This is a genomic window from Stenotrophomonas sp. BIO128-Bstrain (assembly GCF_030128875.1).
Taxonomy (GTDB): Bacteria; Pseudomonadota; Gammaproteobacteria; order Xanthomonadales; family Xanthomonadaceae; genus Stenotrophomonas; species Stenotrophomonas bentonitica_A.
This window is the reverse complement of record NZ_CP124620.1, coordinates 2,855,720-2,881,464: the sequence shown is the minus strand read 5'-3', so window position 1 is coordinate 2,881,464 and position 25,745 is coordinate 2,855,720. Positions and strand designations below refer to the sequence as shown.

Genomic DNA, 25,745 nt, shown 5'->3' with positions numbered 1-25,745 from the left:
CCAAGGTAACGCCACGCCATGCGTGGCGACGCTTGGTCCTCAGTCATTCGCCGCCGACAATGCCTGCCCGCGCGTGGTCGCCGCGTCGATCGCGCGCGCCACGATGGCTTCGAAGCCATCGCCTTGGAAACTTTTGATCGCCGCCTGGGTCGTGCCGTTCGGCGAGGTCACCCGGCGACGCAGTTCGGCCGGCGCTTCGCCGGATTCATCCAACATGCGCGAGGCACCGAGCAGGGTCTGCACCACCAGCGTGCGGGCCGCCTCGGCCGGCAGGCCTTGCGCGATCCCAGCCGCCTCCATCGCTTCGGCCAGCAGGAACACGTACGCCGGGCCGCTGCCGGAGACCGCGGTGACGGCATCCATGCGCGCTTCGTCGTCGATCCACACGGTGCGCCCTGCCGTGGCCAGCACGGTATCGGCTTGGGCGCGTTGCGCGGCGCTGACCCTGGCAGTGGCGAACAGGCCGGTGACACCGGCGCCGAGCAGGGCGGGCGTGTTGGGCATCGCCCGGACCACGGCGTGGCCGCCGCCCAGCCAACGGTCCAGCTGGCTGCTGGTGATGCCAGCGGCGATGGAGACCACCAGCGGTTGCTTGCCGTGGGCGATGGCGGTGAGCGAGGCGCAGACATCGCGCAGCACCTGCGGCTTGACCGCCAGCACCCACACGGTGCCCTGTGCGGCAGCTTCGGTCGCGCTGGCGTAGGTCCTGACGCCGAATTCGGCCGTGAGCGCGTCACGCAGCTCGGTCACCGGCTCGGCGACATGGATGCTGGCCGGGGCCACGCCCTGGCGGACCAGGCCGGCGATCAGGCTGCGGGCCATGTTGCCGCCGCCGATGAAGGTGATGGGGGACGTACTCATGAACTCTCCTTGGAACGGGCGGGGCGCTCAGGCCGGTCGCGGGCGTGCGCCGAACAGCGCGGTGCCGACGCGGACCAAGGTGGCGCCATGGGCGATGGCCTCAGGGTAATCGCTGCTCATGCCCATCGACAGCGTATCCACCTGCGGGTGCGCTGCCGCCAGCTTGGCAAACAACGTGGCCATGCGGGTGAAAGCGGCCTGCCGGCGTTCAGCGTCAGGCCACGGGGCCGGGATCGCCATCAGCCCGCGCAGGCGCAACTGCGGCGCGGCAGCGATGGCGGTGGCGAGGGCATCGATGTCCTCCGGCGCGCAGCCGTGCTTGCTGTCTTCGTCGTCGATGTTGACCTGGATCAGCACGTTCAGCGGCGGCTGGCCGGCTGGGCGATGCGTGGCCAATGCGGTGACCAGCTTGAGGCGGTCCACGCTCTGCACCCAGTCGAAATGGCGGGCCGCCAGTTCGGCCTTGTTCGACTGCAGGTGACCGATCAGGTGCCACTCCAGGCCCAGCGATGCCAGTGCCTCGATCTTGGCGACCGCCTCCTGCACGTAGTTCTCGCCGAAAGCGCGCTGGCCCTGCGCGGCCAGGGCCTGCACGGCCTCGGCCGGCTGGGTCTTGGAGACCGCCAGCAGGACCGGATCTGGCCGCCCGGCGGCCGCGGCCGCGTTGTGCAGGTTCGTCAGGAGGGTGGGCAGAGGCTGGGGGGTCACGGCGGGTCCGGTGGATCAGGGGCTGGCGCGTATTGTGCACATCTCGCTCTATACTGCCGCCCGGGGAAAGAACCTTCCAGTCGCAGCAGTCATGGGGAGTAGCAGCGCATGGATATCGCCGAACTGTTGGCGTTTTCCGTAAAGAACAAAGCGTCGGATCTTCATCTGTCGGCCGGCCTGCCGCCGATGATCCGCGTTGACGGCGATGTCCGTCGCATCAATATTCCGGCCCTGGACCACAAGCAGGTCCACGCGCTGGTGTACGACATCATGTCGGACAAGCAGCGTCGCGATTACGAGGAGTTCCTCGAGGTCGATTTCTCGTTCGAGATTCCTTCGCTGGCGCGCTTTCGTGTCAACGCTTTCAACCAGAACCGCGGTGCGGGTGCGGTGTTCCGTACCATTCCCTCCGAGGTGCTCACCCTGGAAGACCTGGCCTGCCCGCCGATCTTCCGTGAGCTGATCGATCAGCCGCAGGGGCTGATCCTGGTCACCGGCCCGACCGGTTCGGGCAAGTCGACCACGCTGGCGGCGATGATCGACCACATCAACAAGAACGAATACGGCCACATCCTCACCGTCGAGGATCCGATCGAATTCGTGCACACCTCGCAGAAGTGCCTGATCAACCAGCGCGAAGTGCATCGCGATACGCACGGCTTCAATGAAGCGCTGCGCTCGGCACTGCGTGAGGATCCGGACATCATCCTGGTCGGCGAACTGCGCGATCTGGAAACCATCCGCCTGGCGCTGACCGCCGCGGAAACGGGCCACCTGGTATTCGGCACGCTGCACACCAGCTCGGCCGCCAAGACCATCGACCGCATCATCGACGTGTTTCCCGCCGGCGAAAAGCCGATGGTGCGCTCGATGTTGTCCGAGTCGCTGCGCGCGGTGATCTCCCAGGCCCTGCTGAAGAAGGTCGGTGGTGGGCGTACGGCTGCATGGGAAATCATGGTCGGCACCCCGGCCATCCGCAACCTGATCCGCGAAGACAAGGTCGCGCAGATGTACTCGGCGATCCAGACCGGCCAGCAGATGGGCATGATGACCCTGGACCAGCACCTGCAGGACCTGGTCAAGCGCAGCCTGATCACCCGCAACCAGGCACGCGAGTACGCCAAGGACAAGCGGATTTTCGAATAGTGGTAGTGCCGGCCGCTGGCCGGCTCCTGAAAACCTCCGGAGTACACCGCGATGAGCACCACCACCATCGACTTCACCTCGTTCCTCAAGCTGATGGCGCACCAGAAGGCCTCGGACCTGTTCATCACCGCGGGCATGCCGCCGGCGATCAAGGTCAACGGCAAGATCTCGCCGATCACGCAGACACCGTTGACGCCGCAGCAGAGCCGCGACCTGGTGTTGAACGTGATGACGCCGGCGCAGCGCGAAGAGTTCGAAAAGACCCACGAATGCAACTTCGCCATCGGCCTGTCCGGTGTCGGCCGCTTCCGCGTGAGCTGCTTCTACCAGCGCAACCAGGTCGGCATGGTGCTGCGCCGGATCGAAACGCGCATTCCCACCGTGGAAGAGCTGAGCCTGCCGCCGATCGTCAAGACGCTGGCGATGACCAAGCGCGGCATCATCCTGTTCGTCGGCGCGACCGGTACCGGTAAATCGACCTCGCTGGCGGCGATGATCGGCTACCGCAACCACAACTCGACCGGCCACATCATCACCATCGAAGACCCGATCGAATTCGTGCACAAGCACGAAGGCTGCATCATCACCCAGCGCGAAGTCGGCATCGATACCGACAGCTGGGAGGCGGCGCTGAAGAACACCCTGCGCCAGGCCCCGGACGTGATCATGATCGGCGAGGTGCGTACCCGCGAGGGCATGGACCACGCCATCGCTTTTGCTGAAACCGGCCACCTGGTGCTGTGCACGCTGCACGCCAACAACGCCAACCAGGCGATGGACCGCATCATCAACTTCTTCCCGGAAGACCGTCGCAACCAGCTGCTGATGGATCTCTCGCTGAACCTCAAGGGCGTGGTCGCCCAGCAGCTGATCCCCTCGCCGGACGGCAAGACGCGCAAGGTCGCGATGGAAATCATGCTGGGTACGCCGCTGGTGCAGGATTACATCCGCGACGGTGAGATCCACAAGCTCAAGGAAGTGATGAAGGACTCGGTCCAGCTGGGCATGCGCACCTTCGACCAGAGCCTGTTCGAGCTGTACCAGGCCGGCGAGATCAGCTACGAAGACGCCCTGCGCTACGCCGATTCGCAGAATGAAGTGCGCCTGCGCATCAAGCTCTCGCAGGGCGGCGACGCACGCACGCTGTCGCAGGGGCTGGACGGGGTGGAGATCTCCGAGATCCGCTGAGCGGGGGCTGTAAAAGCCGGCGCGGCTCTGCGATAGTCTCGCGGTCGCGGGCCACCGCGATGCAGGGGGCGCCGGCACCTCGCCGGTATCAACGCATCAGGTGATGGGCATATGGACATGCACGATCCGTACCGCGCGCCGGCGGCGTCTTCCGCACTGCCGGCGGCGACTTTCGCCACCAACGGCGTCGCAACGTACTACGCACCACCCACGCTGAAGATCGCGGCGTTGTCGCTGGCCACGCTGGGTCTCTATCCGGTGTACTGGTTCTGGCGCAACTGGCGCGCGATCAAGCGCGAAACCGGTGGAGATCAGTGGCCGTGGGCGCGCGCGTGGTTCTCACCGCTCTGGTCGTTCCTGTGCTTCAGCGACCTGCGCGATGTGGCCGCCAATCGCCGCCGCACGCTGGCGATCGCACCGGGCCTGCTGGGCGTGGCCTACTTCCTGCTGTATGTGGCCAGCCGACTGCCCGATCCCATGTGGCTGGTCGCGCTGTTCACCTTCGTCCCGCTGTTGCCGGTCAACAGCCTCCTGCGGCGCTACCATCGCGACGAAGGCATGGACACGCGGGCGCTGGACCGCTTCGGGGTGTGGCACATCCTTGCGGTGGTCGTGGGCGGTCTCTTCCTGCTGCTCACGGTGGTTGGCACCCTGCGCGGCGATGGCGTCTCCTGAGGGCTGGATGATGGTGGCAGTGCGCAACTGATCCTGATCGACGACGAGCACGTGCAGCTGAAGACCTTGGATCCAACAGCTGCAGCAGCGCCGATGCATCACGATCAAGGCTGAAAAGGTCACCTGCACACTGCCGGCATGATGCGTATCTGCCTCGTGCATTGATTGATTAGCCACGCTCATGACCGACAGCACTCCACACCCTCCAATCCCGGCAGCGGCAGGGCTATGGTGGCACTCCCCCATGACGCCGGTCCCACCGGCAGGAGTACCACCATGCAGACACGTGAACTGGGCCGCAGCGGCCTGCGGGTTTCGGCCCTCGGGCTCGGCTGCATGGGGCTGAGCTACGGCTATGGCCCGGCCACCGACCGTACCGAGGCGATCGCCTTGCTGCGCGCGGCGGTCGAGCAGGGGGTCACCTTCTTTGATACGGCCGAAGCCTATGGGCCGTTCCTCAACGAGGAACTGCTGGGCGAAGCGCTGGCGCCGTTCCGTGACCAGCTGGTGATCGCCACCAAGTTCGGCTTCAAGGATGGCCACGCCGACGCCGGCCTGGACAGCCGCCCCGAGCGCATCCGCGCGGTGGCCGAGGCCAGCCTGTCGCGTTTGAAGACCGACCGCATCGACCTGTTCTACCAGCACCGGGTCGACCCGAATGTGCCGATCGAGGACGTGGCCGGTACGGTCAAGGACCTGATCGCCGAGGGCAAGGTGAAGCACTTCGGGTTGTCCGAGGCCGGCGTCGATGCCATCCGCCGGGCGCACGCCGTGCAGCCGGTGGCGGCGCTGCAGAGCGAATACTCCCTGTGGTGGCGCGAGCCGGAACAGGCCGTGCTGCCGGTGCTGGAAGAACTGGGTATCGGCTTCGTGCCGTTCAGCCCGCTCGGCAAGGGCTTCCTGACCGGGGCGATCAACGTAGGCACGCAGTTCGCGGCCGATGACTTCCGCAACAGCGTGCCGCGGTTTGCGGCCGAAGCCCGCCAGGCCAATCAGGTGCTGGTGGACCGCATCAGCGCGATAGCCGCCGACAAGCGGGCCACGCCGGCCCAGATCGCCTTGGCCTGGCTGCTGGCGCGCGAACCGTGGATCGTGCCGATTCCCGGCACGACCAAGCTGCATCGCCTGACCGAGAATCTGGGCGCGGCTGCGGTGGTGCTGAGTGAGGCCGACCTGCAGCAGATCGGTGCGGCGCTGGACAGCATCGCCATCGTCGGGGATCGCTACAACGCCGAGCGGCAGAAGCTGGTCGCGCACTGAGCGGGGCGCTGGGCGCACGACACCGGCCAACGCAGCCAGGATCGGCACGCGCGATACCGTCCCACACATTCGGGTAGGTGCCGACCGTTGGTCGGCACACACCTCACCCGCGAATGAACGCCAACAGATCCACGTTGATCACGTCCGCATGGGTGGTACACATGCCATGTGGGTAGCCTTTGTAGACCTTCAGCGTGCCGTGCCTGAGCAGCTTGATGGCCAGCTCCGCCGAATCGGCGATCGGCACGATCTGATCGTCGTCGCCGTGCATCACCAGCACCGGCACGTCGATCTTTTTCAGGTCGTCGGTGAAGTCGGTTTCCGAGAAGGCCTTGATGCAGTCGTAGTGCGCGTTGATCGCGCCCATCATCCCCTGCCGCCACCAGTTGTCGACGATGCCCTGTTGCGGCGGCGTGCCCTCGCGGTTGAACCCGTAGAACGGAATCGGCACGTCGCGGTAGAACGCCGCACGACCCGCGACCAGTGCCTGCCGGAAGCCGTCGAAGACCGCCTTCGGCGTGCCGCCGGGGTTGGCCTCGCTCTTGACCATGATCGGTGGCACCGCACCGATCAGCACCGCCTTGGCCACGCGCCCGGGCTTGGCCTGCGCGACGTAGTGCGCGACTTCGCCACCGCCGGTGGAATGCCCGATGTGGATCGCATCGCGCAGGTCCAGGTGATCGGCCAGCGCATTGACGTCGGCAGCGTAGGTGTCCATCTCATGCCCGCCGCTGGTCTGCGAGGAGCGGCCATGGCCGCGGCGGTCGTGCGCGATCACGCGATAGCCCTGCAGCAGGAAGAACTGCAGCTGGCTATCCCAGTCATCGGCGCTGAGCGGCCAGCCGTGATGGAACACGAGGGGCTGACCCTTGCCCCAGTCCTTGTAGAAGATCTCGGTGTTGTCGGCGGTGGTGACGTAGGGCATGGCACGGAACTCCTGAGGGAGGGAGGGCACGGCGGGGTACCCACACATGCTGCGGCTGGGGGGTGTTCAGCGGGGATGAACGGCGGATGTCGGTCCGGCGTCGGTGGCCCGGCACCTCCGCCGGCGGCGGCTGAATCAATTTCACCAGCAACTGTCACGCCGATCGTGTCTAATACCGCTCCCCACGCCACACCCCCACCCCCATGTCCCTTGAATCCCATGGCCCCGCGCCGTGCGACGACGCTGACGGCCACCTGGTCACCGCAGGCCCGCTGACCCCGCCCCCCGACAGCGCCGGCACCGTGGCCGACGAGAAAGCCCTGCGCCATTCCGTGGCCGAGGACGTGCAGGGCATGATCCTGGCCACGCTGGTGGCGTCGCTGGGCCTGGCTATCTTCGCCAAGGGCGGGCTGATGATCGGCGGCATGGCCGGGCTGGCCTTCCTGGCCCACTACGCCTTCGGCTGGAACTTCGGCCTGGTGTTCGTGCTGGTCAACCTCCCTTTCTATTGGGTGGCCGTGCGGCGCATGGGCTGGGAATTCACCCTGAAGACCTTCGCGGCGGTAACCGCCTGCGGTGTGCTGACCGACCTGCTGCCGCGCTGGGCCGACTTCGCCCACATGAGCTCGCTGTACTCGGCGATCGTCGGCGGCGCGCTGGCTGGCCTGGGCATCCTGTTCTACATCCGCCACCGGGCCAGCCTGGGGGGCATCGGCATCCTGGCGGTGTACCTGCAGCGCACGCGGGGCTGGAGCGCCGGCAAGGTGCAGATGTCGTTCGACACGCTGCTGATGTGCGTGGCGTTCTCGGTACTGTCCCCCTCCAAGGTGATGTACTCGGCGATCGGTGCGGTGGTGCTCAGCCTGGTGCTGATGTTCAACCACCGCCCGGGCCGCTACATGGGCGTCTGATGCCGGTTACTCACCCTGCGGCGGCACCGGCACGACGCTCACGCCGGAGACCCAGCGGCGGCTGCGCAGGTCCAGCGTCGCCGCCTGCTGGCCCGGGCCGCGGTACAGCCACAGCTGGCAGCACAGCGCGTGGTCGCCGGCATAGCTGCTGCGCAGGGCGATGAGCGAAGCGCTGTAGCACTGGCCTCCCGAGCGGATCACGGTGTCGGCGGCGGTATCGAAGGTATAGCTGCCGGCGCCGCGCCAGGGCCACGCGCCGGTCTCGTCCGGGTCGGTCCCGGCCGGCATCGGGCAGCGCCCCTGCTCATCGCCGAAATGCGCGACGCCCTCGCCATCGATGCTCAGCGCGGCCAGCAGGCGGTCGATGTGCTTGAGCAGGCGCCGGTCCGCTGCGATCGCCGCGGCATCGGCATCCAGCGGTTCGCCATCGACATGCATCACCGGGTCGGCCAGCCAGTGCTCGCGGCCGTAGCGCACCTGCAACTGCACCGCCGGGCTGCGCTCGCGCGGGTCAACCGACAGCGGCCGGTTCAGCAGCAGGGTGTCGCCGTAGTAGTCGCCATCGCGGTAGGCGATGTAGCTGACCCCATCGATGCGCAGCCAGTACAGGCCCTGGTCGCTGCCGCGCCCGCTGATCCCGTACTGCCCCTGTGCCCAGGGGCGCTGCAGGTCGAGATTGTCGGGTACCACGAAGCCGCGCTGCGGATCGCGCCGCAGCATCTCCACCTGCGTATACAGGCCGGTGCCGCCGCTGTAGGCGCTTTGCACCAGGTCGCGCTTGTCGTCCCCATCCAGATCGAGCAGGGAGAGCGACAGCTCGCCCATCTCCACCGGTACGGTGTGCCGGGCGTCGGTCTCGCGCAGATAGCGGGTCACCGCCGCCCAATCGGCCGGGGTGACCGTGGGCGGGCGCACCAGCGCGGGCAGTGGCGCATCACTGTCGCCGGCCACCGGGATCTGCAGGTCCACGCCGGTTTCGTCGCGGTAGCGGGCCAGCACCGTATCGATCGGGGCCGGGTCGTCGGCCGCCACGGCGGCGATCTCCGCGCGCAGGCGCTCCAGCACGGTGTCCAGATCGCTCGCGGCAGCCAGCGGGGGCAGGCTCAGGGCAGCGAGCAGCACAGCCCGCACGACGGGGTACGTCACGCCTGGCGCCAGGCCGGCTTGAGCGTGTCGATGCGCTTGAACACCGGGCAGTCCGGGCTGTGCGCGCCGGGCAGGTAGCCCAGGCTCATCAGGAACTCGCCGGTGATCTCCCCGCCGGTGAAGCGGAACGTCTTCTTGAACAGCTTCACCCAGGCCGCCTTGTCCAGCGGATGGTGGGCATCCAGCCACCCGGCGAAGCTGCCGTGGCTAGCCCGCAGCTGCTGGATCACCTGGGCATTGTGGACGGCCGCGTGCACCTTGAGCCGGTTGCGGATGATCCGGGCATCGTTGAGCAGGCGCTCGATATCGCGCTCGCCATAGGCGGCCACGGTGTCCACGTCGAAGCCGTCATAAGCGGCGCGGAAGCCCTCGCGCTTCTTCAGGATGGTCTCCCAGCTCAGGCCGGCCTGGTTGATCTCCAGAATCAGGCGCTCGAACAGCTCGCGCTCTTCGCGCTGCGGGAAGCCGTACTCGTGGTCATGGTAGCGGCCGTGGACCGGATGGCCGGGGGCGATGAGGCAGTAACCGGACACGTGCAGCTCCTTGCGATGGCGGATCAGGCGCGCGGGCCGGGGGCACGCGCGCAGGCCTGCATTATGTCAGCGCGAAAGCGCACATCACGGCCAACGGCTAGAATGGGGCCATGTCTGAACTGTCCACTTCGCTTGCCCACCACCTGCTGGTCGCGCTGCCGTCGCTGACCGACCCCACCTTTGCCCGTACCGTGGCGCTGATCTGCCAGCACGACGAGAACGGCGCGATGGGCGTGCTGGTCAACCAGCCCTCCGAGTACACCCTCGGCGAGGTGCTGGCCCAGATGGAGATCGCGACCACCAGCGACACCCTGCGTGGCCAGGTCGTGCTCAACGGCGGCCCGGTGCACCCGGAGCGTGGCTTCGTGATCCACGATGATGCGCGCAGCTGGGATTCCAGCCTGGCCGTGGGCGAGGGCGTCTTCCTCACCACCTCGCGCGACATCCTCGAAGCCATGGCGCGCGGCGAAGGCCCGCGCAATGCGCTGGTCACCCTGGGCTGTGCCGGCTGGAGCGAAGGGCAGCTGGAAACGGAAATCGCCGAGAACAGCTGGCTGGCCGTGCCGGCCGATGCCGAACTGCTGTTCAGCACGCCGCTGGACGAGCGCTGGCAGGGCGCGGCCGCGCGCATCGGCGTGGACCTGTTCCGCCTCACCGATTACAGCGGCCATGTCTGAGCCGGCCACGCCAGCGCCCGCCGCGGCCGCACCGCCGACGATCCGCCGTGATGGCACGGTGCTCGGTTTCGATGTCGGCTCGCGCCGGATCGGCGTGGCCATCGGCAGCTCGTTCGGCACCCATGCGCGTGCGATCGCGGTGGTCGATGTACATGGCAACGGGCCGGACTGGACCGCCGTGGAGCGCCTGATCAAAGAGTGGCGGCCGGACGGCCTGGTGGTGGGCGATCCGCTCACCCTGGATGGCCAGGACCAGCCCAACCGCAAGCGCGCGCAGGGCTTTGCCCGCCAGCTGCGGGAACGTTTCAAACTGCCGGTGGTGCTGGTCGACGAGCGCTCCAGCTCGGTCGAGGCCGCACGCCGGTTCGCGGTCGAGCGTGCCGAAGGCCGCAAACGCCGCCGCGATGCCGCCGCCCTGGATGCAGTGGCTGCGGCGGTGATCATCGAACGCTGGCTCTCCTGCCCGGATGACGCCACCCCCGTTTCCTGACCCTCAGACCCTGCCCATGACCGCCTCGCAACTCGATTCCGATGGACGCCTGCGCCACCTGCTGACCCTGGAAGGTCTGCCCCGCGAAACCCTGCTGCAGCTGCTCGACCGCGCCGGCCAGATCCGCGATGCGGCCGTCGGGCGGGTGGGCAACAAGCGCCACGTGCTCGGCGGCTCGGCGGTCTGCACGCTGTTCTTCGAACCCTCCACGCGCACCCGCAGCTCGTTCCAGCTGGCCGCGCAGCGGCTGGGCGCGGACGTGCTGAACTTCGATGCCTCCACCTCGTCCACCCGCAAGGGCGAGACCGCCTGCGACACGCTCAAGAACCTGGAAGCGATGGGCGTGCGCGGCTTCGTGGTGCGTCATCCCGATGATGGTGCGGTGGCGGCGCTGGCTGCCGCAGCGGGCGAGGGCACGGCCCTGGTCAACGCCGGTGACGGCCGCAGCTCGCACCCGACCCAGGGCCTGCTGGACATGCTGACCCTGCGCCAGGCCAAGGGCAGCGATTTCTCGAAGATGAAGGTCATCATCGTGGGTGACGTGAAGCACTCGCGCGTGGCCCGCACCGACCTGCATGCCCTGCGCACGCTGGGCGTCGGCGAGATCCGCGTATGCGGCCCGCAGTCGCTGCTGCCGGACGATGACACCCTGAAGGGCTGCATCGTCGGCGACGATTTCGACGCGATGCTGGAAGGCGCCGATGCGCTGATGATGCTGCGCCTGCAGCGCGAGCGCATGGAAGAAGGCCTGGTGCCCTCGCTGGAGCAGTATCACGCGCAGTACGGCCTGGATGCGACGCGCCTCAAGCGCGCCGGCACCGATGCCGCCGTGTTGCACCCGGGCCCGATCAACCGCGGCGTGGAGGTCACCGACGAGGTGGCCGATGGTCCGCAGTCGTGGGTGCTGCGCCAGGTCGCCAACGGCGTGGCCGTGCGCATGGCGGTGCTGGAAACGTTGTTGGGGTGAGCGTCCGTTTAACACGGTAGGCATCGACCGTTGGTCGATGCATGACCGGTAGTGCCGGCCGCTGGCCGGCTCCGCAGAAATCCCAACAGCGCACCGGGTAGTGCCGGCCGCTGGCCGGCTCCCGATGTTTGTTGCGGAGCCGGCCAGCGGCCGGCACTACCGGTCATGAGGCCATAGGGTCCATGCGTACGGATAGTCGCCGATCTGCTCTGACAGACCTGCCCGGATCGGATTGCCCAAGAGGTACATCGCATGCCGACGCAGCGCCGCGTCGGAGCGGACGGCGTGATCGTGGTAACCCGCTTGCCACAGCGCACCACCGCGACCATGCGCGCGATTGATCGCCAAGGCGGTCGATGATTTGAAGCGTCGAGCGATATCGGCGAGCGGCTTCGTCTTCAGTTCCAGCAACCAGTGCAGATGGTCGGGCATGACGACCCAGGCAAGGGATCGTGCATATCCACGTTCGTCCATTTCTCTCAGGCGGCACATGGCGATCGCGGAAACGTCGGGATCATCAAACCAACGCCGGCGGTTGTGGCAGACCATGGTCAGGACATAGGTCTGCCCTGGAATCGAACAGCGCCCTGCGCGTAGTCGAGAAGAACTCATGGCGCATCGTCAGTGATTCCGCAGCGCCGCGATGTCGGGCAAGGACGCAAGCGCTTATGGCGGAATACCACGAGAGCGTAGTGCCGGCCGCTGGCCGGCTCCGCATGAGCCGCGACATGATGAGGGTAGTGCCGGCCGCTGGCCGGCTCCGCGGCGCGTCTGCGATCACGAACAGCATGGGGTGATGACGGAATGTTGCGGAGCCGGCCAGCGGCCGGCACTACCTGAAGCTTTGAGGATCTCCGCGGAGCCGGCCAGCGGCCGGCACTACCTGACGCTGTCAGGATCTCTGCGGAGCCGGCCAGCGGCCGGCACTACCGAAAATGCCATTACCGCTTCTGCGCGAACAGCCATTCCCACATCGCCGCATCCGCATAGGTGGCGTCCCAGGCGTTGTGGTTGCCTTCGGGGTACTCGGTGTAGCGGACGTCCTTCGCGCCGGCCTGCTGGAACGCGGCGTGGAGCTTGCGGTCGTCGTCCGGCGGCACCACGTCGTCCAGCGCACCATGGAATATCCAGATCGGCACCTGTTTCATGCGCTGGGCGATGGCTGCGTACGGATCGGCTTCGTGGGCGACGTCCTCCACGAACAGGGTGGGGCGCACCGCACGCGGCGCCAGCACTGCGCCGCAGACCGGCACGATGGCGGCGAAGCGGGTCGGTTCGGCCAGCGCGATGTTCCAGCTGCCGTAGCCGCCCATCGACATCCCGGTCAGGTACTGGCGCTGTGGATCCGCACCGAATTCGGCGATGGCGGCATCCAGTGCAGCCAGCGCGATGCGGTTGTTCTCGCCCGACCACTCCTGGTCATTCGGCGTCTGCGGCAACACCACCAGCGCGGGGAAGGTGGAGGCGTGCTGGCGCAGGTATGGCCCCAGCCCGGCCTGGGTCTGGCGGCGGCCGTCGCGCCCCCGTTCACCCGAGCCGTGCAGGAACAGCACCACCGGCAGTTCGCCACGTGAGGCCGCTGCATTGCGCGGCACGAACACCTGGTAATACGCGGTCTGCCCATCCACTTTGACCGCACGGCCGACGAACTGGCCGCCGGAGGCCGCCGGAGTGCTCGCGCAGCCGGCTACCGTCATCATCGCCACTGCCCACAGCAGCCATCCACTCCAACGTCGCGCCATTGTCGTGCCTTGTCTGAAATCGATTTCAGTCTAGGCCCGGTGGCGTGTCGGAGCATCTTGCAGTGCATCAGTCCGGGCGCGGCGCCGCGGCGAGGATGTCCAGCTGTTCGATGGCTTCAGGGTGGCCTTCGGCGGCTGCCGCCTGCACCTGGGCCAGGCTGGGGTGGACCACCAGCAGGATCGGGTTCTCGCACTGCGGGCAGTCGAACTGGGCTTCGTCTTCGTGCAGTTCCATCGGCATCTGCCGCGCGCTGCCCTGCCATTCGCAGGCAGCGCAGGTATACGTCGCGTCACGCCAACCGGGGACGAAATAATTGTCGAGGGTCACGGCCATGCGGGGTCCAGGGTCAGTGCAGCAGGATCAGGGTGGCCAGGCCGAGGAAGCTGAAGAAGCCCATGACGTCGGTGACGGCGGTGACCACCACGGTGCCGGCCACGGCCGGGTCGACGTTCATGCGCTTGAGCAGCAGCGGCAGCAGCACGCCGGCCAGGGCCGCGGCGCAGAAGTTGATGATCAGCGCCAGGGTGATCACCAGCGACAGCAGGAAGCTGTGGAACCAGAGGTAGGCGATGATGCCGACCACGGTGCCGATCAGGGTGCCGTTGATCAGCGCGACGCGCGATTCCTTCCACAGCAGGATGCGCGCGTTGCTCTGGCCAACCTGGCCCAGGGCGATGCCGCGCACCATCAGGGTCAGCACCTGCACGGCCGCATTGCCGCCCACGCCGGCCACGATCGGCATCAGCACGGCCAGCGCCACCACCTTCTGCAGGGTCAGCTCGAACTGGCCGATCACGCTGGCCGCCAGGAACGCGGTACACAGGTTGATGCCGAGCCAGACCACGCGGCCGCGCACGGCGCGCTTGATCGGCGAGAACAGATCTTCTTCTTCGTCCAGACCGGCGGCGCCCAGCGCCTGGTGCTCGGCCTGCGACCGGATGATGTCGACCACGTCATCGATGGTGATGCGGCCGAGCAGGATGTTGTTGTCGTCCACCACCGGGGCGGAGACCCAGTCATGATCGGAGAACTGGCGCGCGACTTCATCGGCGCTCTCGCCGACGTCGATCGCCGGCTGTTCGTCATCGATCAAGCGGTTGATCGGGGTGTTGTCCTCATGCGTCACCAGCGCGGCCAGCGAGAGGCGGCCCAGGTACTGATGGCGGCGGCTGACCACGAACAGGTGATCGGTGTGGTCGGGCAGTTCGCCGCGCAGGCGCAGGTAGCGCAGCACCACGTCGACGTTGACGTCGGCGCGCACGGTCACCACGTCCGGGTTCATCAGGCGGCCGGCGCTGTCCTCGGGATAGGACAGCACCTGCTCGAGCCGCTCGCGGTTCTCGCGGTCCATCGACTTGAGGACTTCGTCGATGACCGTGTCCGGCAGATCCTCGACCAGGTCGGCAAGGTCATCGATGTCCAGGTCTTCGACCGCGGCGATGATCTCGTCCGGGTCCATGTCGGCCAGCAGGCTTTCGCGGACTTCCTCGCCGACGTGGACCAGCACCTCGCCATCGTCTTCCGGATCGACCAGGCCCCAGACAATCTCGCGCTTGCCCGGGGGCAGCGATTCGAGCAGGTTGCCGATTTCCGCCGGCGCCAGGGTATTGACCAACCGACGGACCGGACCCAACCGCCCGCTGTCCAGTGCATCGGACAACAGCCGCAGCTGGCGCGCCGTCTTGTCGTGGCGTACGGCTTCGGCCATGCGCAGCTCCTGCGGAAAAAGAAAAAGGCCGCTATCCGGTGGAGGATGCGGCATGGGCGGTGGTCACCGCGTCATTATCGCGTGCTTGTGTGTCAATCGGGTAGGGCGCAGACGGCGATGCGCGTGGGACGCACGCATTCAACGACGGTAGTGCCGGCCGCTGGCCGGCAACCACGCATACCGATCCGAAGGTTCATGCGGAGCCGGCCAGCGGCCGGCACTACCGGGCCTTTTCGATCCAGCGTTCGATGCCACGCCGGTCGCGCGCCTGCAGCAGCTTGGGCGCCATCGCCTGCAGCACGGACAGGTCGCTGTCGCGCACCGCGCGGCGTACTTCCAGCAGGGTGCCCGGGTGCAGGCTGAATTCCGTCAGCCCCAGCGCCAGCAGCAGACGCGTCATCAGCGGGTCGCCGGCGATCTCGCCGCACACCGCCACCGGGATGTTGTAGGCCTGGCCGGTGCGCAGGATATGCGCCAGCAGGCGCACCACCGCCGGGTGCAGCGGGGAGTACAGCTCGCCGACCGCCTCGTTGTTGCGGTCGGCGGCGAGCAGGTACTGGACCAGGTCGTTGGTGCCGATCGAGAGGAAGTCGACCAGATCGATGAAGCTCTCCAGCGCGATCGCGGCGGCTGGCACTTCGATCATCGCGCCGAACGGGATGTGCTCGGCCACTTCGTGGCCTTCCGCGCGCAGCAGCTCGGCCTGTTTGGCCAGCCGCCGGCGCACGGCGAGGATCTCCTCGCGGGTGCTGACCATCGGGATCAGGATGCGCAGCTTGCCGTAGGCCGAGGCGCGCAGGATCGCGCGCAGCTGGGTGTCGGCCACCTTCGGCCGCGCCAGCGACAGGCGCACGCCGCGCAGGCCCAGCGCCGGGTTCTCTTCGTTGCTCAGGGTCAGCCCGGTGCGGTCGGCCTTGTCCGCGCCCAGGTCCAGGGTGCGGATGGTGACCGGCCGTCCGCTCATGCCCAACGCGGCATCGCGGTAGGTCTCGAACTGCTCCTGCTCGTCGGGCAGCTCGTTGCGCTGCAGGAACAGGAATTCGGTGCGGTACAGGCCCAGCCCGTGCGCGCCCAGCGCATGGGCCTGGGTGACGTCTTCGCTGGATTCGGCGTTGGCCAGCAGCGCGATGTCGACGTTGTCGCGGGTGCGGCTGGGCTTGGTGCGCAGGCGCCCGAGTTCGCGCTGTTCGCGCGCATGCTCGCGCAGCCGCACGCGGTAATCGCGCAGGTCCGGTGCCTGCGGGTTGATGGTCACCGTGCCGTCGCTGCCATCCATGATCAGCACGTCGCCATCGGCGACCTTCTGCAGCACGTTCGGCACGTTGACGATCAACGGCAGGTGCAGGCTGCGCGCCAGGATCGCGCTGTGCGACAGCGCGCTGCCGCCGGCGGTGATGATGCCGACCACCCCGTGGGCCTGCAGCTGGGCCAGCTCGGACGGGGCGATGTTGTCGCAGATCAGGATCTCGCCGGCCATGCCTTTGACGTCCGGCGGGCGCTTCTGCAGGAAGGCATGGATGCGCCCGATCACATGGTCCAGATCGTCCATGCGGCTCTTCAGGTAGGCATCGTCCATGCCATCGAAGACCTTGGCCAGGCGGTCACGCTGCACGCGCAGCGCGTAGCCGGCGCTGTAGGGGCCACTGCGGATCAGCTCGTCCAGGCCGAACAGCAGTTCGGGGTCATCCAGCAGCAGCGCATGCAGCTCGAGGAACTCGCCGACTTCCTGGTTGAGCGCGCCATGCAGGCGCTGGCGCAGATCGTGCATTTCGCCGCGGGCCGCTTCCACGGCCACGTGCAGGCGCTCCAGTTCAGCCTCGACCTTGGCCGGCGGAATGCGCTGCTCGGCCACTTCCAGGGCGTGCGGCAGGCGCACCCGGGCGCGGCCCAGGGCGTTGCCGCGCGAGGCACCGTGCCCGGACAACAGCATCGCCCCGGACGCGGTCCGGGCCGGTGCGGAGGATCCCGGTCGCGGTTGCCCCCCCATGCTCAGTTGTCCTCGTCGAAACGCCGTTCGAACAGGGCCACCACCGCGTCCATCGCGGCGGCTTCGTCCTCGCCGTCGATGCGCACGGTGACCGGGGTGCCCTGGCCGGCGGCCAGCAGCATGACGCCCATGATGCTCTTGGCGTTGATCTCACGGCCCTTGGCGGCCATGGTCACGTTGCAGCGGAAAGGCGCCAGCTCCTGCACCAGCTTGGCAGTGGCGCGGGCATGCAGGCCCAGGCGGTTGGAAACAGTGAGTTCACGTTCAAGCATCGTCGACAATCGCTCCATTGCGAGTGCCTGCCGCGGCAGTGGCAGGCAGTTGATCCAGTCCCTGTTCCGGATAATTCATCACCCGCATCAACATCGGCAGGCTCAGCGCCGAAACCCGGCGTGCCGGGGTGCCCAGACGAGCCAGTTGCCCGGCCAGATTGCTGGGGCTGGCGCCGTACAGGTCGGTCAGGATCAGCACGCCCTGGCCACTGTCCACCCGGCGCAAGGCGGCCGAGGCGAGCGGGAGCAGGACGTCCATATCTGCGTCGAACGGTACTTCGAAAGCTTCGGTCTTCAGCGGCAGGTGCCGCAGCAGACGGGTCGCCACGTCCAGCAGGGCCGTGCCGACACCGGGATGAGTTACGAGGAGAATGCCACAGGTCATTGCCGAACGTTAACAGGTCAACATGAATTGGCGATAGCACGCGTGAAAGACTGCTGTGTTCCGCGGTTCAGCGTGTCGATGACCTGTCCCGGGTCGGCGCAGGACAGGGCGATGGGGAGAGGCCGCGTCGAGGTTCGGCCAGGCATGTCGCCACGCCCGGCCCCGATACGTGCCGGCGGCCGCCGGCGATGCCGTTTTCAGTCGAGTTCGCGATGGAACGTGGCCACTTCCGGCCAGCCCTGGTCGCGGGCATGGCGGGCCATGCGCTCGGCCATGTAGACCGAGCGGTGCTTGCCGCCGGTGCAGCCGAAGGCGACCGTGACATAGCTGCGGGTGTCATTGCCCAGCCGTGGCAGCCAGGTGTCGAGGAAATCGACCAGCTGGCCGGCGTAGCGCTTTACGTCGGGCTGCTCGTCCAGGTGCTCGCGCACGCCGGCATCGCGGCCCGAGAGCGGGCGCAGCTCCGGGTCCCAATGCGGATTGGGCAGGACCCGCACGTCGAACACGAAGTCGGCCTCGGCGGGGACGCCGCGCTTGTAGGCGAACGATTCAAACAGCAGCGAAAGCTTGTTGCCGTGGGCGAGCGCGAATTCGGTGACCACCTTGCGGCGAAGCTGGTGCACGTTGAGGCTGCTGGTGTCGATCACTGCATCGGCGGCACGGCGCAGCGGCGCGGTGAGTTCACGCTCGCGGGCGATCGCTTCGGGCAGCGACAGCCCCAGCTGGCTCAGCGGATGGCGGCGCCGGGTGTCGGCGTAGCGCTTGAGCAGGGTTTCATCGGTGGCATCGAAAAACAGCAGCTGCGCATCCAGGCCGGCGGCCTTGGCGTCTTCGCGCCAGTGCGAGAGCTGGGTCAAATCGCTCTGCGCGCGCACGTCGATGCCGACTGCCAGCCGGCGCGGCGCTTCGCGGCCCGGATCACCCAGCAGACTGCGCACGAAATCCGGCAGCAGGTCGATCGGCAGGTTGTCCGAGCAGTAGTAATCCAGGTCTTCGAAGGTCTTCAGTGCGACCGTCTTGCCGGAACCGGACAGGCCACTGACGATGATCAGGGTGGCGGCGGTCGGGGCGGAGGCGGGGGTGGTCATGGCGTGCGACGTTCCAACATGTTGCTGTGGCGGGCGATGAACATCGCGGCCGGGTCGATGCCCTTGGTCCGCAGGATGTGCAGGCGCGTGGCGGCTTCGGTCAGCACGGCCAGGTTGCGGCCGGGCATCACCGGCAGGGTGATCAGCGGCACATCCAGGTCCAGCACGTGGCGGGTACCCGAGTCGCCGGTCAGGCGTTCATAGCCGTAAGGAGTGGGCTCGGTCATCGGCTTGGTCAGGTGGACGATCAGCCGAAGGTACTTGTTCTTCTTTACAGCCGTGTCACCGAACATCTCGCGCACGTTGAGCACGCCCAGGCCGCGCACTTCCAGCAGGTCCTGCAGCAGCTCCGGGCAGGTGCCGTCGAGCACGTCGGGGGCGATCTGGGTGAATTCGGGAGCATCGTCGGCCACCAGGCGGTGGCCGCGGCTGAGCAGTTCCAGCGCCAGCTCGCTCTTGCCCGAGCCCGCTTCGCCGGTGATCAGCACGCCGATGGAGTAGATCTCCATGAATACGCCATGCAGGATCACCCGCGGCGCCAGCGTGCGCGCCAGGTGGTAGGAGAGGTGGTTGAGCAGCTCGTGGCCACGCTTGGGCGAGATCCACAGCGGGGTCTGCGATTCGTCCGCAGCCGCGCGCAGGTCTTCCGGGCAGGACTGGTTGCGGGTGATCACCAGCGCCAGCGGATGGGACTGCATGATCCGCTCGATCGTTTCCCAGCGCTGGCGCGAGTCCAGCGAATCCAGCCAGGACAGCTCCTCGGTGCCGAGGATCTGCACCTTGTTGGGGTAGATCGCGTTGAGGTACCCGGCCAGCGAGGGGCGGCGGGAGACCTTGTTGCCGGCCTCCAGCTCACGGCGCTCGCCCTGCTGGCCGGCGACCCAGCGCAGGCTCAGGCGGTCGCGCTGCTGTTCGAACAGTTCGCGCGCGGTGATGCTGGTATTCATGCGGCACTCGCCGGCGGGGGGAATTCGATGACCCGACGCAGCGCGTCGCCGTCGCGCGCTTCGCGCAGCGCCTGGCGGATGGCCGGCTCGGAGAACAGCTCGGCCAGCTCGGACAGCAGCATCAGGTGTTGATGGGTGTAGTGCGCGGGCACGGCAATCGCGAAGACCAGATCGACCGGCTCATCGCCGCCGAACTCCACCGGCGATTCCAGCCGCAGCAGCGCGCCTCGGGGGCGTTCAAGCAGCGGGGCACGGCCGTGCGGGATGGCGATGCCGTGGCCGATCGCGGTGCTGCCCAGCGTCTCGCGCTGGCACAGGTTCTGGTACAGCAGCTCGGCGTTGGCTTCGCGGCAGGCCAGCAGCCGGGCTGCGGCCATCAGCACGCTGTCGCGATCGGCGGCCGGCAGCACTTGCGTGCGGACGGCCGCCAGAAGATCAGTCAGAGGCATGTCGGGGTGGAAACGAGGGCATCAGCCCTCATTGTCGCCCACCGGCAGCGGTTGCGGTGCGTGCTGCTGCTTTTTCTCTTTGTGCTTGATGACCAGGCGGTCGAGCTTGTCGGCCAGGATGTCGATTGCCGCATACATGGTGGGGCCGCTGGCGTCCGCGTGCAGAGTCTGCCCGGGAACATTCACACTCGCATCGGCATGGTGCTCCGGCTTGCGGATCGACAGTTGCACGCGGACCTCGCAGTGCTGGTCGAAATGCTTCCTCAGCCGTTCCAGCTTGGTCTCCACGTACTCGTTCAGAGCCGGGGTGATCTCAAGGTGGTCCTTGCCAAACGTCTCGATGTGCATCGGGTTTCTCCTTTGTTCGGATGTGCCAATGAACCTTCCCGCCGGGCGCGGTGGAGCGTCAGACGATTCGTACCCTTTCGTGCGAGGCGGAAATGTTCATGGCTTCACGATACTTCGCCACGGTGCGTCGCGCCACCGGTATTCCCGAGGTTTTGAGCAGGTCAGCCAGCTTGGCGTCAGAAAGCGGCTTGCGCGGGTTCTCGTCATCGATCAGGCGGCGCAGCATGGCCTGGATGGCGGTACTGGAGGCTTCGCCACCGCTGTCGGTGTCGATGCCGGAGGCGAAGAACGCGCGCAGCGGCAGCGTGCCGCGCGGGGTGTGCACGTACTTGCGGGCGATCGCCCGGGAAATCGTGGATTCGTGCAGGCCGAGCTCGCCGGCCACTTCCCGCAGGGTCAGCGGGCGCAGGGCCTGTTCGCCGAACTCCAGGAAGGCGGCCTGCTGGTCGAGCAGGCAGCGCATCACCCGCAGCAGGGTCTCGCCGCGGGCCTCCAGGCCCTTGAGCAGCCAGCGCGCCTCCTGCAGATGGGCGCGCATGTAACCGGCGTCGGCCTCCCCGCAGCGGCGGATCAACTGTTCGTAGCCTCGGTGGATGACCACCCGCGGCCCGGCGTGGCCGGCCAGGGCCGCGCGCCAGACGCCGTTCTGGCGCCAGACCACGCAGTCGGGCACCACGTAGCTGTCGTGGGAGAGCTCGCCGATCTGGGTGCCCGGGCGCGGGTCCAGCGAGCGCAGCAGCTGCACCGCCACCTCGACCTCGGCCAGCGGCTCGCGAAGCTCGTGGGCGATGCCGGCCACGCCGCTGCGCGGCAGGCGCTCCAGCGGCCCATCGGCGATGCGCCGGGCCAGGGCCAGGCCGGGGGTATCGGCGGGCAGTACCAGCAGCTGCAGGTCCAGGCACTCGCCCAGGCTGCGCGCACCCACCCCGACCGGGTCGAAGCGCTGGATCTGGTGCAGGACGGTCAGGATTTCGGCCTCGTCGGCCTGGATGGCCGGGCGCAGGGTCTCTGCGATGGCCGTGAGCGGCTCGCGCAGGTAGCCGTCCTCTTCGAAAGCGTCGATCAGGGCCGCGCCGATGCTGCGGTCGCGGACCGACAGGTGCGACAGGTGCAGCTGCCAGAGCAGGTGGTCGGCCAGCGATTCGGTCTCGGCCACGCGCTCGGCGGCACTGCCGTTGTCGTCATCGTCGAAGGAGCCGCCACTGCTGCCGCTGGTCCAGTCGCCTTCGCCGGGCGACCACTCGTCGCCGGCGGAGACCTGGTGCTCCCCATCGGCATGGGTATCGGCGGGGGCGGGCGGGGGACTGTCCTCGCCGGGGCTGGCCTCGAGCGCCGGTTCAGCGTTCTCGGCCCAGTCCAGCAGCGGGTTGGTTTCCACCGCCTCGTTGATTTCCAGCTCCAGCTCGGCGCTGGACATCTGCAACAGCTTGATCGCCTGACGCAGCTGCGGCGTCATGACCAGGTGTTGCCCCATCGATGTCTGCAGCCGTGCTTTCATGCCTGTGCCGAACGGAAGGAAGGCGTTGCGGCGGCCGCTGGATCAGAGCTTGAAGGTATCCCCAAGGTAGACGCGGCGGACGTCGGCGTTGGCCAGGATCTCGTCCGGCGCGCCCTGTGCCAGCACGCTGCCCTCGTTGAGGATATACGCGCGGTCGCAGATTCCCAAGGTTTCGCGGACATTGTGGTCGGTGATCAGCACCCCGATCCCGCGCTGCTTGAGATGGGTGACGATGCGCTGGATTTCACCGACCGAGATCGGGTCGACGCCGGCGAACGGCTCATCGAGCAGGATCAGGCGCGGTTTGGCGGCCAGCGCGCGGGCGATTTCACAGCGGCGGCGCTCACCGCCGGAGAGGCTGGCCCCGAGCTGGTCGGCCACGTGGTTGATCTGCAGTTCGTCCAGCAGGCTGGCCAGTTCCTTTTCGCGGCCGGCCTTGTCCAGGTCCTCGCGCAGTTCCAGCACCAGGCGCAGGTTGTCGGCCACGGTCAGCTTGCGGAACACCGAGGGTTCCTGCGGCAGGTAGCCCACGCCCTGCTTGGCGCGGGTGTACATCGGGTCGCTGGTGATGTCCTTGCCGTCCAGCACGATGCTGCCGGCATCGGTCTCGACCAGCCCCACGATCATGTAGAAGCAGGTGGTCTTGCCGGCACCGTTGGGGCCGAGCAGGCCCACCACTTCACCGGCCTCCAGGGTCAGCCCGAAATCCTTGACGACTTCACGCTGCTTGTAGCGCTTGCGCAGGCCTTTGGCGACGAGCATTACTTCTTGCTCCCGGCGGCGGGCGGGGTGGCGGGCTTGGCCGCGGGCGTGGCCGGCTTGGCCGCCGGGGCGGCCGGTGCGGCGCCCTTGTTCTTGGGCTGGATCACGGTGCGCACGCGGGTGCCGTCGCCACCGCTCTGCATGTTGCCGGTGCGCGTGTTGTAGGTCATTTTCTGGCCGCTGTTGGTGCCGCGCGGCGACTCGACCTTGTAGTTGCCGGTGAGGATGATCACTTCGCTGTTGACGTTGTAATCCATGTTGTCGGCCCAGGCATTCATCTTGGAGCCGTCATCCATTTCCTGCTCCAGCGTGGCCTGCTTGCCGGTCAGCACGACGCGTTCGATATCGCCGTTCTTGCGGAACAGATCGGCGTTGGCCGCATGGATCACCAGGGTGCCCTGGGTGATCACCACGTTGCCGGTGAACGTGCACTTGCCCGCATCGTCGGTCAGGTTGCAGTCGTTGCTGTTGGATTCCAGGTTCATCGGCTGGTTGCGGTCGGACGACTTGGCCAGCGCCACGCCGGGCAGCAGCAGGGCGAGCAGCGCGAGCTTAGCGGGCAGCGTTCGGTTCATAGCGGGTCTTGACCTGTGAAAGGAGTTTGTACTGCCGGGTTTTCATGTCGGCTTCAAAGCCGACGCCTGTCTGTGACAGGCCCGGGCGGGTCATGGTGACCCGGGCATCGGTCCTGGCGCGGTTCTCGTTCGGGAACACGTCCAGATGATCGGTGCGGAAGGTGGTGGGCACAACGCCGGGGACCTTGGGGCTGTCGCCGCTGACGTTGCCGATGAGCTTGAGCTGGTCGCCCTTGGCGCTGACCCAGCCGCTGTCCCCGCGCATCTCCCAGTGATTGCCGTCCTGGTCGGGCAGCAGGAACACCGGGGTGGTCAGGGTCATGGTTTCATCACTGCGCGCACGCTCCAGCAGCGGGGCGCGCAGGGTGGTGGATTCCTTGCCCTGTTCGTCCAGCGCCACGATCTGGAAATCGTGCAGCACGTAATCCTTGGTGGCATCCTCGCCCTCGGCCACGGGGGCCTTGTCGCGATGGTGCAGGGCCAGCCAGCCGGTCAGCAGTGCGGCGACCAGCAGCAGGCCGCCGATGGCGGTACGCACGTTCATGCGCCGAACCTCGCCAGCACGACGTCCACATGACCCTGTGCGGCCAGCAGGACATCGCACAGCTCACGCGCGGCGCCCTGGCCACCGTCGCTGCGGGTCTGCCAGTGCACGCGTTCGGCGATCCACGGGTGGGCATTGGCCGGCGCGACCGCCAGGCCGACCGCGCACAGCGGGCCGAGATCGGGCAGGTCGTCGCCCATGAAGGCCACCTGGTCCAGGCCGATGCCGTGCTGCCCGCACAGCGCCTTGACGCTGGCCAGCTTGTCGCCGACCGCGATCTGGGTATCGATGCCCAGGTCCGCGCCGCGCTTGAGCGCGGACTGGCTGTTGCGCGCGGTGATCAGCACCGGGTGGATACCGTGGTGTTGCAGCAGTTTCAGGCCGAGTCCGTCCTGCACGTAGTACGCCTTGCTCTCGTTGCCGTCCTTGTCGTAGTAAAGCCGACCGTCGGTGAGCGTGCCGTCCACGTCGAAGCACGCCAGCCGGATACGGCCGGCGACGGCATGCAGGTGGGACGGGAAACCGGGCAACGGGGAGTAGGGCATCGTCTGGGGGCAGCTCAGCTGAATGGAGGAAGGCAACTGTGGTTTAAACCACCCGGGCCCGCAACAGGTCATGAATGTTGAGCGCGCCGACCAGATGGCCGTCGGCATCGACCACCATCAAGCCGTTGATCTTGTGGGCTTCCATCAACTGCGCGGCCTCGGCCGCCAGCTGGTCGGCACCGATGGTGCGCGGGCCGCGGGTCATCACATCGGCGATCTTCGCGCTGCGCACGTCCAGGTCGGTATCCAGCGCACGACGCAGGTCGCCGTCGGTGAACAGGCCGATCAGGTGGTTGTCCGCGTCCACCACGGCGGTCATGCCCAGGCGCTTGCGGCTCATCTCCACCAGGGCCTCGCTGAGGCTGGCGCCGACGTCCACGCGCGGCAGCTCATCGCCGCTGTGCATGACATCGGTGATGTGCAGCAGCAGGCGGCGGCCGAGGCTGCCGGCCGGGTGCGAGCGGGCGAAATCATCGGCCGTGAAGCCGCGCGCATCGAGCAGGGCCACGGCCAGTGCATCGCCCATGGCCAGCGAGGCGGTGGTGCTGGAGGTCGGGGCCAGGGCCAGCGGGCAGGCCTCGGCCGGTACGCTGACATCCAGGTGAACGTCGGCGGCGCTGGCCAGGCTGGACTGCGGCCGCCCAGTCATCGCGATCAGGCGGTTGCCCTGGCGCTTGAGCACCGGCAGCAGCATCAGCAGTTCGTCGGACTCGCCCGAATAGGACAGCGCCAGCACCACATCGGCCTCGGTGATCATGCCCAGGTCGCCGTGACCGGCTTCACCGGGGTGCACATAGAAGGCCGGGGTGCCGGTCGAGGCCAGGGTAGCGGCGATCTTGCGGGCCACATGGCCAGACTTGCCCATGCCGGTGGCGACCACGCGGCCCTTGCCCTGCAGGACCAGCTGGCAGGCCTGGCTGAACGCCTCGCCCAGCCGCTCGGCGACCGCGCCCAGCGCATCGCGCTCGATCTCGAACACGCGGCGGCCGCTGGCGACCAGTGCCGCAGCGTCGGCCGGATGGGGGAGTTGGGGCGAGACAGCCATGCGAGCGCCACGTGGAAGAGTAGAATGAGCGCTCATTTTATTAGGAAAGCCCGTTGGACGCCGAGACCATCCGCAATCTGATCGAAACCGGCCTGCCTGGCGCCCGCGCGGACGTGCAGGGTGACGACGGCGTGCACTTCGAGGCCACCGTGGTCTGCGACGCCTTTGCCGGAAAAATGCCGCTAGCGCGTCACCGCATGGTCTACGCGACCCTGGGCGATCTGATGGGCGGGGCGATCCACGCGCTGGCGCTGAAGACGGTCACCCCGGCCGAAGCGGGCGGTTGATTCCGGGGTACCCCTCACGGTTATCGTTTCAGCCGACCCACGGTCGGCTACCCAGACCATTCAGCCGACCAACGG

General features: G+C 67.6%; 31 protein-coding genes. 9 read left to right on the top strand and 22 right to left on the bottom strand.

Going from position 1 to position 25,745, the window contains the following annotated elements; genetic code table 11:
• Positions 1-39 precede the first annotated feature (39 nt).
• Together proC and POS15_RS13055 are read right to left on the bottom strand one after the other, a co-directional pair.
• Positions 40-861 (bottom strand): pyrroline-5-carboxylate reductase, encoded by an 822-nt coding sequence (gene proC / locus POS15_RS13060; protein WP_284128276.1) that lies wholly within the window; start codon positions 859-861, stop codon positions 40-42.
• Between the two features lie 27 nt (positions 862-888).
• A complete protein-coding gene (locus POS15_RS13055) occupies positions 889-1,569 on the bottom strand; it encodes a YggS family pyridoxal phosphate-dependent enzyme (protein WP_284128275.1) in 681 nt (226 codons plus the stop codon).
• A gap of 108 nt (positions 1,570-1,677) precedes the next feature.
• Between POS15_RS13055 and POS15_RS13050 the strand changes: the two genes are divergently transcribed.
• The 4 genes from POS15_RS13050 (at position 1,678) to POS15_RS13035 (ending at position 5,838) form a co-directional block, all read left to right on the top strand.
• Positions 1,678-2,715, top strand: a complete 1,038-nt coding sequence (locus POS15_RS13050) for a type IV pilus twitching motility protein PilT (protein ID WP_019185385.1) — start codon at positions 1,678-1,680, stop codon at positions 2,713-2,715.
• Between the two features lie 51 nt (positions 2,716-2,766).
• Positions 2,767-3,903 carry a PilT/PilU family type 4a pilus ATPase gene (locus POS15_RS13045; RefSeq protein WP_019185386.1) on the top strand — a complete coding sequence of 379 codons (1,137 nt, stop codon included), beginning with the start codon at positions 2,767-2,769 and terminating at the stop codon, positions 3,901-3,903.
• A 111-nt stretch (positions 3,904-4,014) separates the two neighbouring features.
• The gene (locus POS15_RS13040; RefSeq protein ID WP_046274049.1) at positions 4,015-4,578 is read left to right on the top strand and encodes a hypothetical protein; all 564 of its coding nucleotides are present in this window, start codon (positions 4,015-4,017) and stop codon (positions 4,576-4,578) included.
• A 276-nt stretch (positions 4,579-4,854) separates the two neighbouring features.
• The gene (locus POS15_RS13035; protein WP_046274050.1) at positions 4,855-5,838 is read left to right on the top strand and encodes an aldo/keto reductase; all 984 of its coding nucleotides are present in this window, start codon (positions 4,855-4,857) and stop codon (positions 5,836-5,838) included.
• Between the two features lie 103 nt (positions 5,839-5,941).
• Here POS15_RS13035 and POS15_RS13030 read toward each other — a convergent pair whose 3' ends face one another.
• A complete protein-coding gene (locus tag POS15_RS13030; RefSeq protein ID WP_046274051.1) occupies positions 5,942-6,763 on the bottom strand; it encodes an alpha/beta hydrolase in 822 nt (273 codons plus the stop codon).
• A 203-nt stretch (positions 6,764-6,966) separates the two neighbouring features.
• On the opposite strand from POS15_RS13030, the gene POS15_RS13025 reads away from it, so the two are divergent.
• On the top strand, positions 6,967-7,674 hold the full coding sequence (locus tag POS15_RS13025) for a YitT family protein (RefSeq protein WP_019185390.1): 708 nt from the start codon (positions 6,967-6,969) through the stop codon (positions 7,672-7,674).
• 6 nt (positions 7,675-7,680) lie between these two features.
• Here POS15_RS13025 and POS15_RS13020 read toward each other — a convergent pair whose 3' ends face one another.
• Together POS15_RS13020 and POS15_RS13015 are read right to left on the bottom strand one after the other, a co-directional pair.
• Entirely contained in the window at positions 7,681-8,820 is a 1,140-nt protein-coding gene (locus POS15_RS13020; RefSeq protein WP_284128274.1) for a hypothetical protein, read from the bottom strand.
• A complete protein-coding gene (locus POS15_RS13015; protein WP_284128273.1) occupies positions 8,817-9,353 on the bottom strand; it encodes a DNA-3-methyladenine glycosylase I in 537 nt (178 codons plus the stop codon). Before POS15_RS13015 ends, POS15_RS13020 begins: the two co-directional genes overlap by 4 nt.
• Positions 9,354-9,463: 110 nt before the next feature.
• On the opposite strand from POS15_RS13015, the gene POS15_RS13010 reads away from it, so the two are divergent.
• From POS15_RS13010 to POS15_RS13000, 3 genes are read left to right on the top strand one after another with little or no spacing between them, the layout of a single operon-like run.
• Complete coding sequence (locus POS15_RS13010) at positions 9,464-10,030, top strand: YqgE/AlgH family protein (RefSeq protein ID WP_284128272.1); 567 nt, start codon at positions 9,464-9,466, stop codon at positions 10,028-10,030.
• Entirely contained in the window at positions 10,023-10,520 is a 498-nt protein-coding gene (gene ruvX, locus POS15_RS13005; RefSeq protein ID WP_019185394.1) for a Holliday junction resolvase RuvX, read from the top strand. Before POS15_RS13010 ends, ruvX begins: the two co-directional genes overlap by 8 nt.
• A gap of 16 nt (positions 10,521-10,536) precedes the next feature.
• Positions 10,537-11,487 (top strand): aspartate carbamoyltransferase catalytic subunit, encoded by a 951-nt coding sequence (locus tag POS15_RS13000; RefSeq protein WP_019185395.1) that lies wholly within the window; start codon positions 10,537-10,539, stop codon positions 11,485-11,487.
• A 156-nt stretch (positions 11,488-11,643) separates the two neighbouring features.
• On the opposite strand, the gene POS15_RS12995 is transcribed toward POS15_RS13000, so the two are convergent.
• From POS15_RS12995 to POS15_RS12915, 17 genes are all read right to left on the bottom strand, one after another.
• Positions 11,644-12,099 (bottom strand): transposase, encoded by a 456-nt coding sequence (locus POS15_RS12995; protein ID WP_284128271.1) that lies wholly within the window; start codon positions 12,097-12,099, stop codon positions 11,644-11,646.
• A 329-nt stretch (positions 12,100-12,428) separates the two neighbouring features.
• The gene (locus POS15_RS12990) at positions 12,429-13,229 is read right to left on the bottom strand and encodes a prolyl oligopeptidase family serine peptidase (RefSeq protein ID WP_284128270.1); all 801 of its coding nucleotides are present in this window, start codon (positions 13,227-13,229) and stop codon (positions 12,429-12,431) included.
• A gap of 67 nt (positions 13,230-13,296) precedes the next feature.
• Entirely contained in the window at positions 13,297-13,563 is a 267-nt protein-coding gene (locus POS15_RS12985) for a hypothetical protein (protein ID WP_046274053.1), read from the bottom strand.
• Between the two features lie 13 nt (positions 13,564-13,576).
• On the bottom strand, positions 13,577-14,938 hold the full coding sequence (gene mgtE, locus POS15_RS12980; protein WP_019185398.1) for a magnesium transporter: 1,362 nt from the start codon (positions 14,936-14,938) through the stop codon (positions 13,577-13,579).
• 220 nt (positions 14,939-15,158) lie between these two features.
• Positions 15,159-16,868 carry a phosphoenolpyruvate--protein phosphotransferase gene (gene ptsP, locus POS15_RS12975; protein ID WP_284128269.1) on the bottom strand — a complete coding sequence of 570 codons (1,710 nt, stop codon included), beginning with the start codon at positions 16,866-16,868 and terminating at the stop codon, positions 15,159-15,161.
• A 59-nt stretch (positions 16,869-16,927) separates the two neighbouring features.
• Positions 16,928-17,197: an HPr family phosphocarrier protein gene (locus POS15_RS12970; protein ID WP_019185400.1), complete on the bottom strand. Its 270-nt coding sequence runs from the start codon at positions 17,195-17,197 to the stop codon at positions 16,928-16,930.
• The gene (locus tag POS15_RS12965; protein ID WP_019185401.1) at positions 17,190-17,582 is read right to left on the bottom strand and encodes a PTS sugar transporter subunit IIA; all 393 of its coding nucleotides are present in this window, start codon (positions 17,580-17,582) and stop codon (positions 17,190-17,192) included. Before POS15_RS12965 ends, POS15_RS12970 begins: the two co-directional genes overlap by 8 nt.
• Before the next feature lie 197 nt (positions 17,583-17,779).
• Positions 17,780-18,670 carry an RNase adapter RapZ gene (rapZ, locus tag POS15_RS12960; protein ID WP_284128268.1) on the bottom strand — a complete coding sequence of 297 codons (891 nt, stop codon included), beginning with the start codon at positions 18,668-18,670 and terminating at the stop codon, positions 17,780-17,782.
• Entirely contained in the window at positions 18,667-19,617 is a 951-nt protein-coding gene (gene hprK / locus POS15_RS12955) for an HPr(Ser) kinase/phosphatase (protein ID WP_019185403.1), read from the bottom strand. Before hprK ends, rapZ begins: the two co-directional genes overlap by 4 nt.
• Positions 19,614-20,066: a PTS sugar transporter subunit IIA gene (locus POS15_RS12950; protein WP_019185404.1), complete on the bottom strand. Its 453-nt coding sequence runs from the start codon at positions 20,064-20,066 to the stop codon at positions 19,614-19,616. The genes hprK and POS15_RS12950 overlap by 4 nt, the downstream gene beginning before the upstream one ends.
• A 21-nt stretch (positions 20,067-20,087) precedes the next feature.
• On the bottom strand, positions 20,088-20,414 hold the full coding sequence (raiA, locus tag POS15_RS12945; protein ID WP_046274055.1) for a ribosome-associated translation inhibitor RaiA: 327 nt from the start codon (positions 20,412-20,414) through the stop codon (positions 20,088-20,090).
• Between the two features lie 58 nt (positions 20,415-20,472).
• The gene (locus tag POS15_RS12940; protein WP_284128267.1) at positions 20,473-21,912 is read right to left on the bottom strand and encodes an RNA polymerase factor sigma-54; all 1,440 of its coding nucleotides are present in this window, start codon (positions 21,910-21,912) and stop codon (positions 20,473-20,475) included.
• Positions 21,913-21,954: 42 nt separating this feature from the next.
• Positions 21,955-22,674: an LPS export ABC transporter ATP-binding protein gene (gene lptB, locus POS15_RS12935; RefSeq protein ID WP_019185407.1), complete on the bottom strand. Its 720-nt coding sequence runs from the start codon at positions 22,672-22,674 to the stop codon at positions 21,955-21,957.
• Positions 22,674-23,249, bottom strand: coding sequence for a lipopolysaccharide transport periplasmic protein LptA (gene lptA, locus POS15_RS12930; protein WP_019185408.1), 576 nt, complete (start codon positions 23,247-23,249; stop codon positions 22,674-22,676). Before lptA ends, lptB begins: the two co-directional genes overlap by 1 nt.
• The gene (gene lptC / locus POS15_RS12925; RefSeq protein WP_019185409.1) at positions 23,227-23,793 is read right to left on the bottom strand and encodes an LPS export ABC transporter periplasmic protein LptC; all 567 of its coding nucleotides are present in this window, start codon (positions 23,791-23,793) and stop codon (positions 23,227-23,229) included. The genes lptA and lptC overlap by 23 nt, the downstream gene beginning before the upstream one ends.
• A complete protein-coding gene (locus tag POS15_RS12920; RefSeq protein WP_046274056.1) occupies positions 23,790-24,338 on the bottom strand; it encodes an HAD hydrolase family protein in 549 nt (182 codons plus the stop codon). The genes lptC and POS15_RS12920 overlap by 4 nt, the downstream gene beginning before the upstream one ends.
• Positions 24,339-24,381: 43 nt before the next feature.
• Positions 24,382-25,383, bottom strand: coding sequence for a KpsF/GutQ family sugar-phosphate isomerase (locus POS15_RS12915; RefSeq protein WP_019185411.1), 1,002 nt, complete (start codon positions 25,381-25,383; stop codon positions 24,382-24,384).
• Between the two features lie 53 nt (positions 25,384-25,436).
• Here POS15_RS12915 and POS15_RS12910 point away from each other — a divergent pair, with 53 nt between their 5' ends.
• Positions 25,437-25,670: a BolA family protein gene (locus POS15_RS12910; RefSeq protein ID WP_019185412.1), complete on the top strand. Its 234-nt coding sequence runs from the start codon at positions 25,437-25,439 to the stop codon at positions 25,668-25,670.
• Positions 25,671-25,745: the final 75 nt, after the last annotated feature.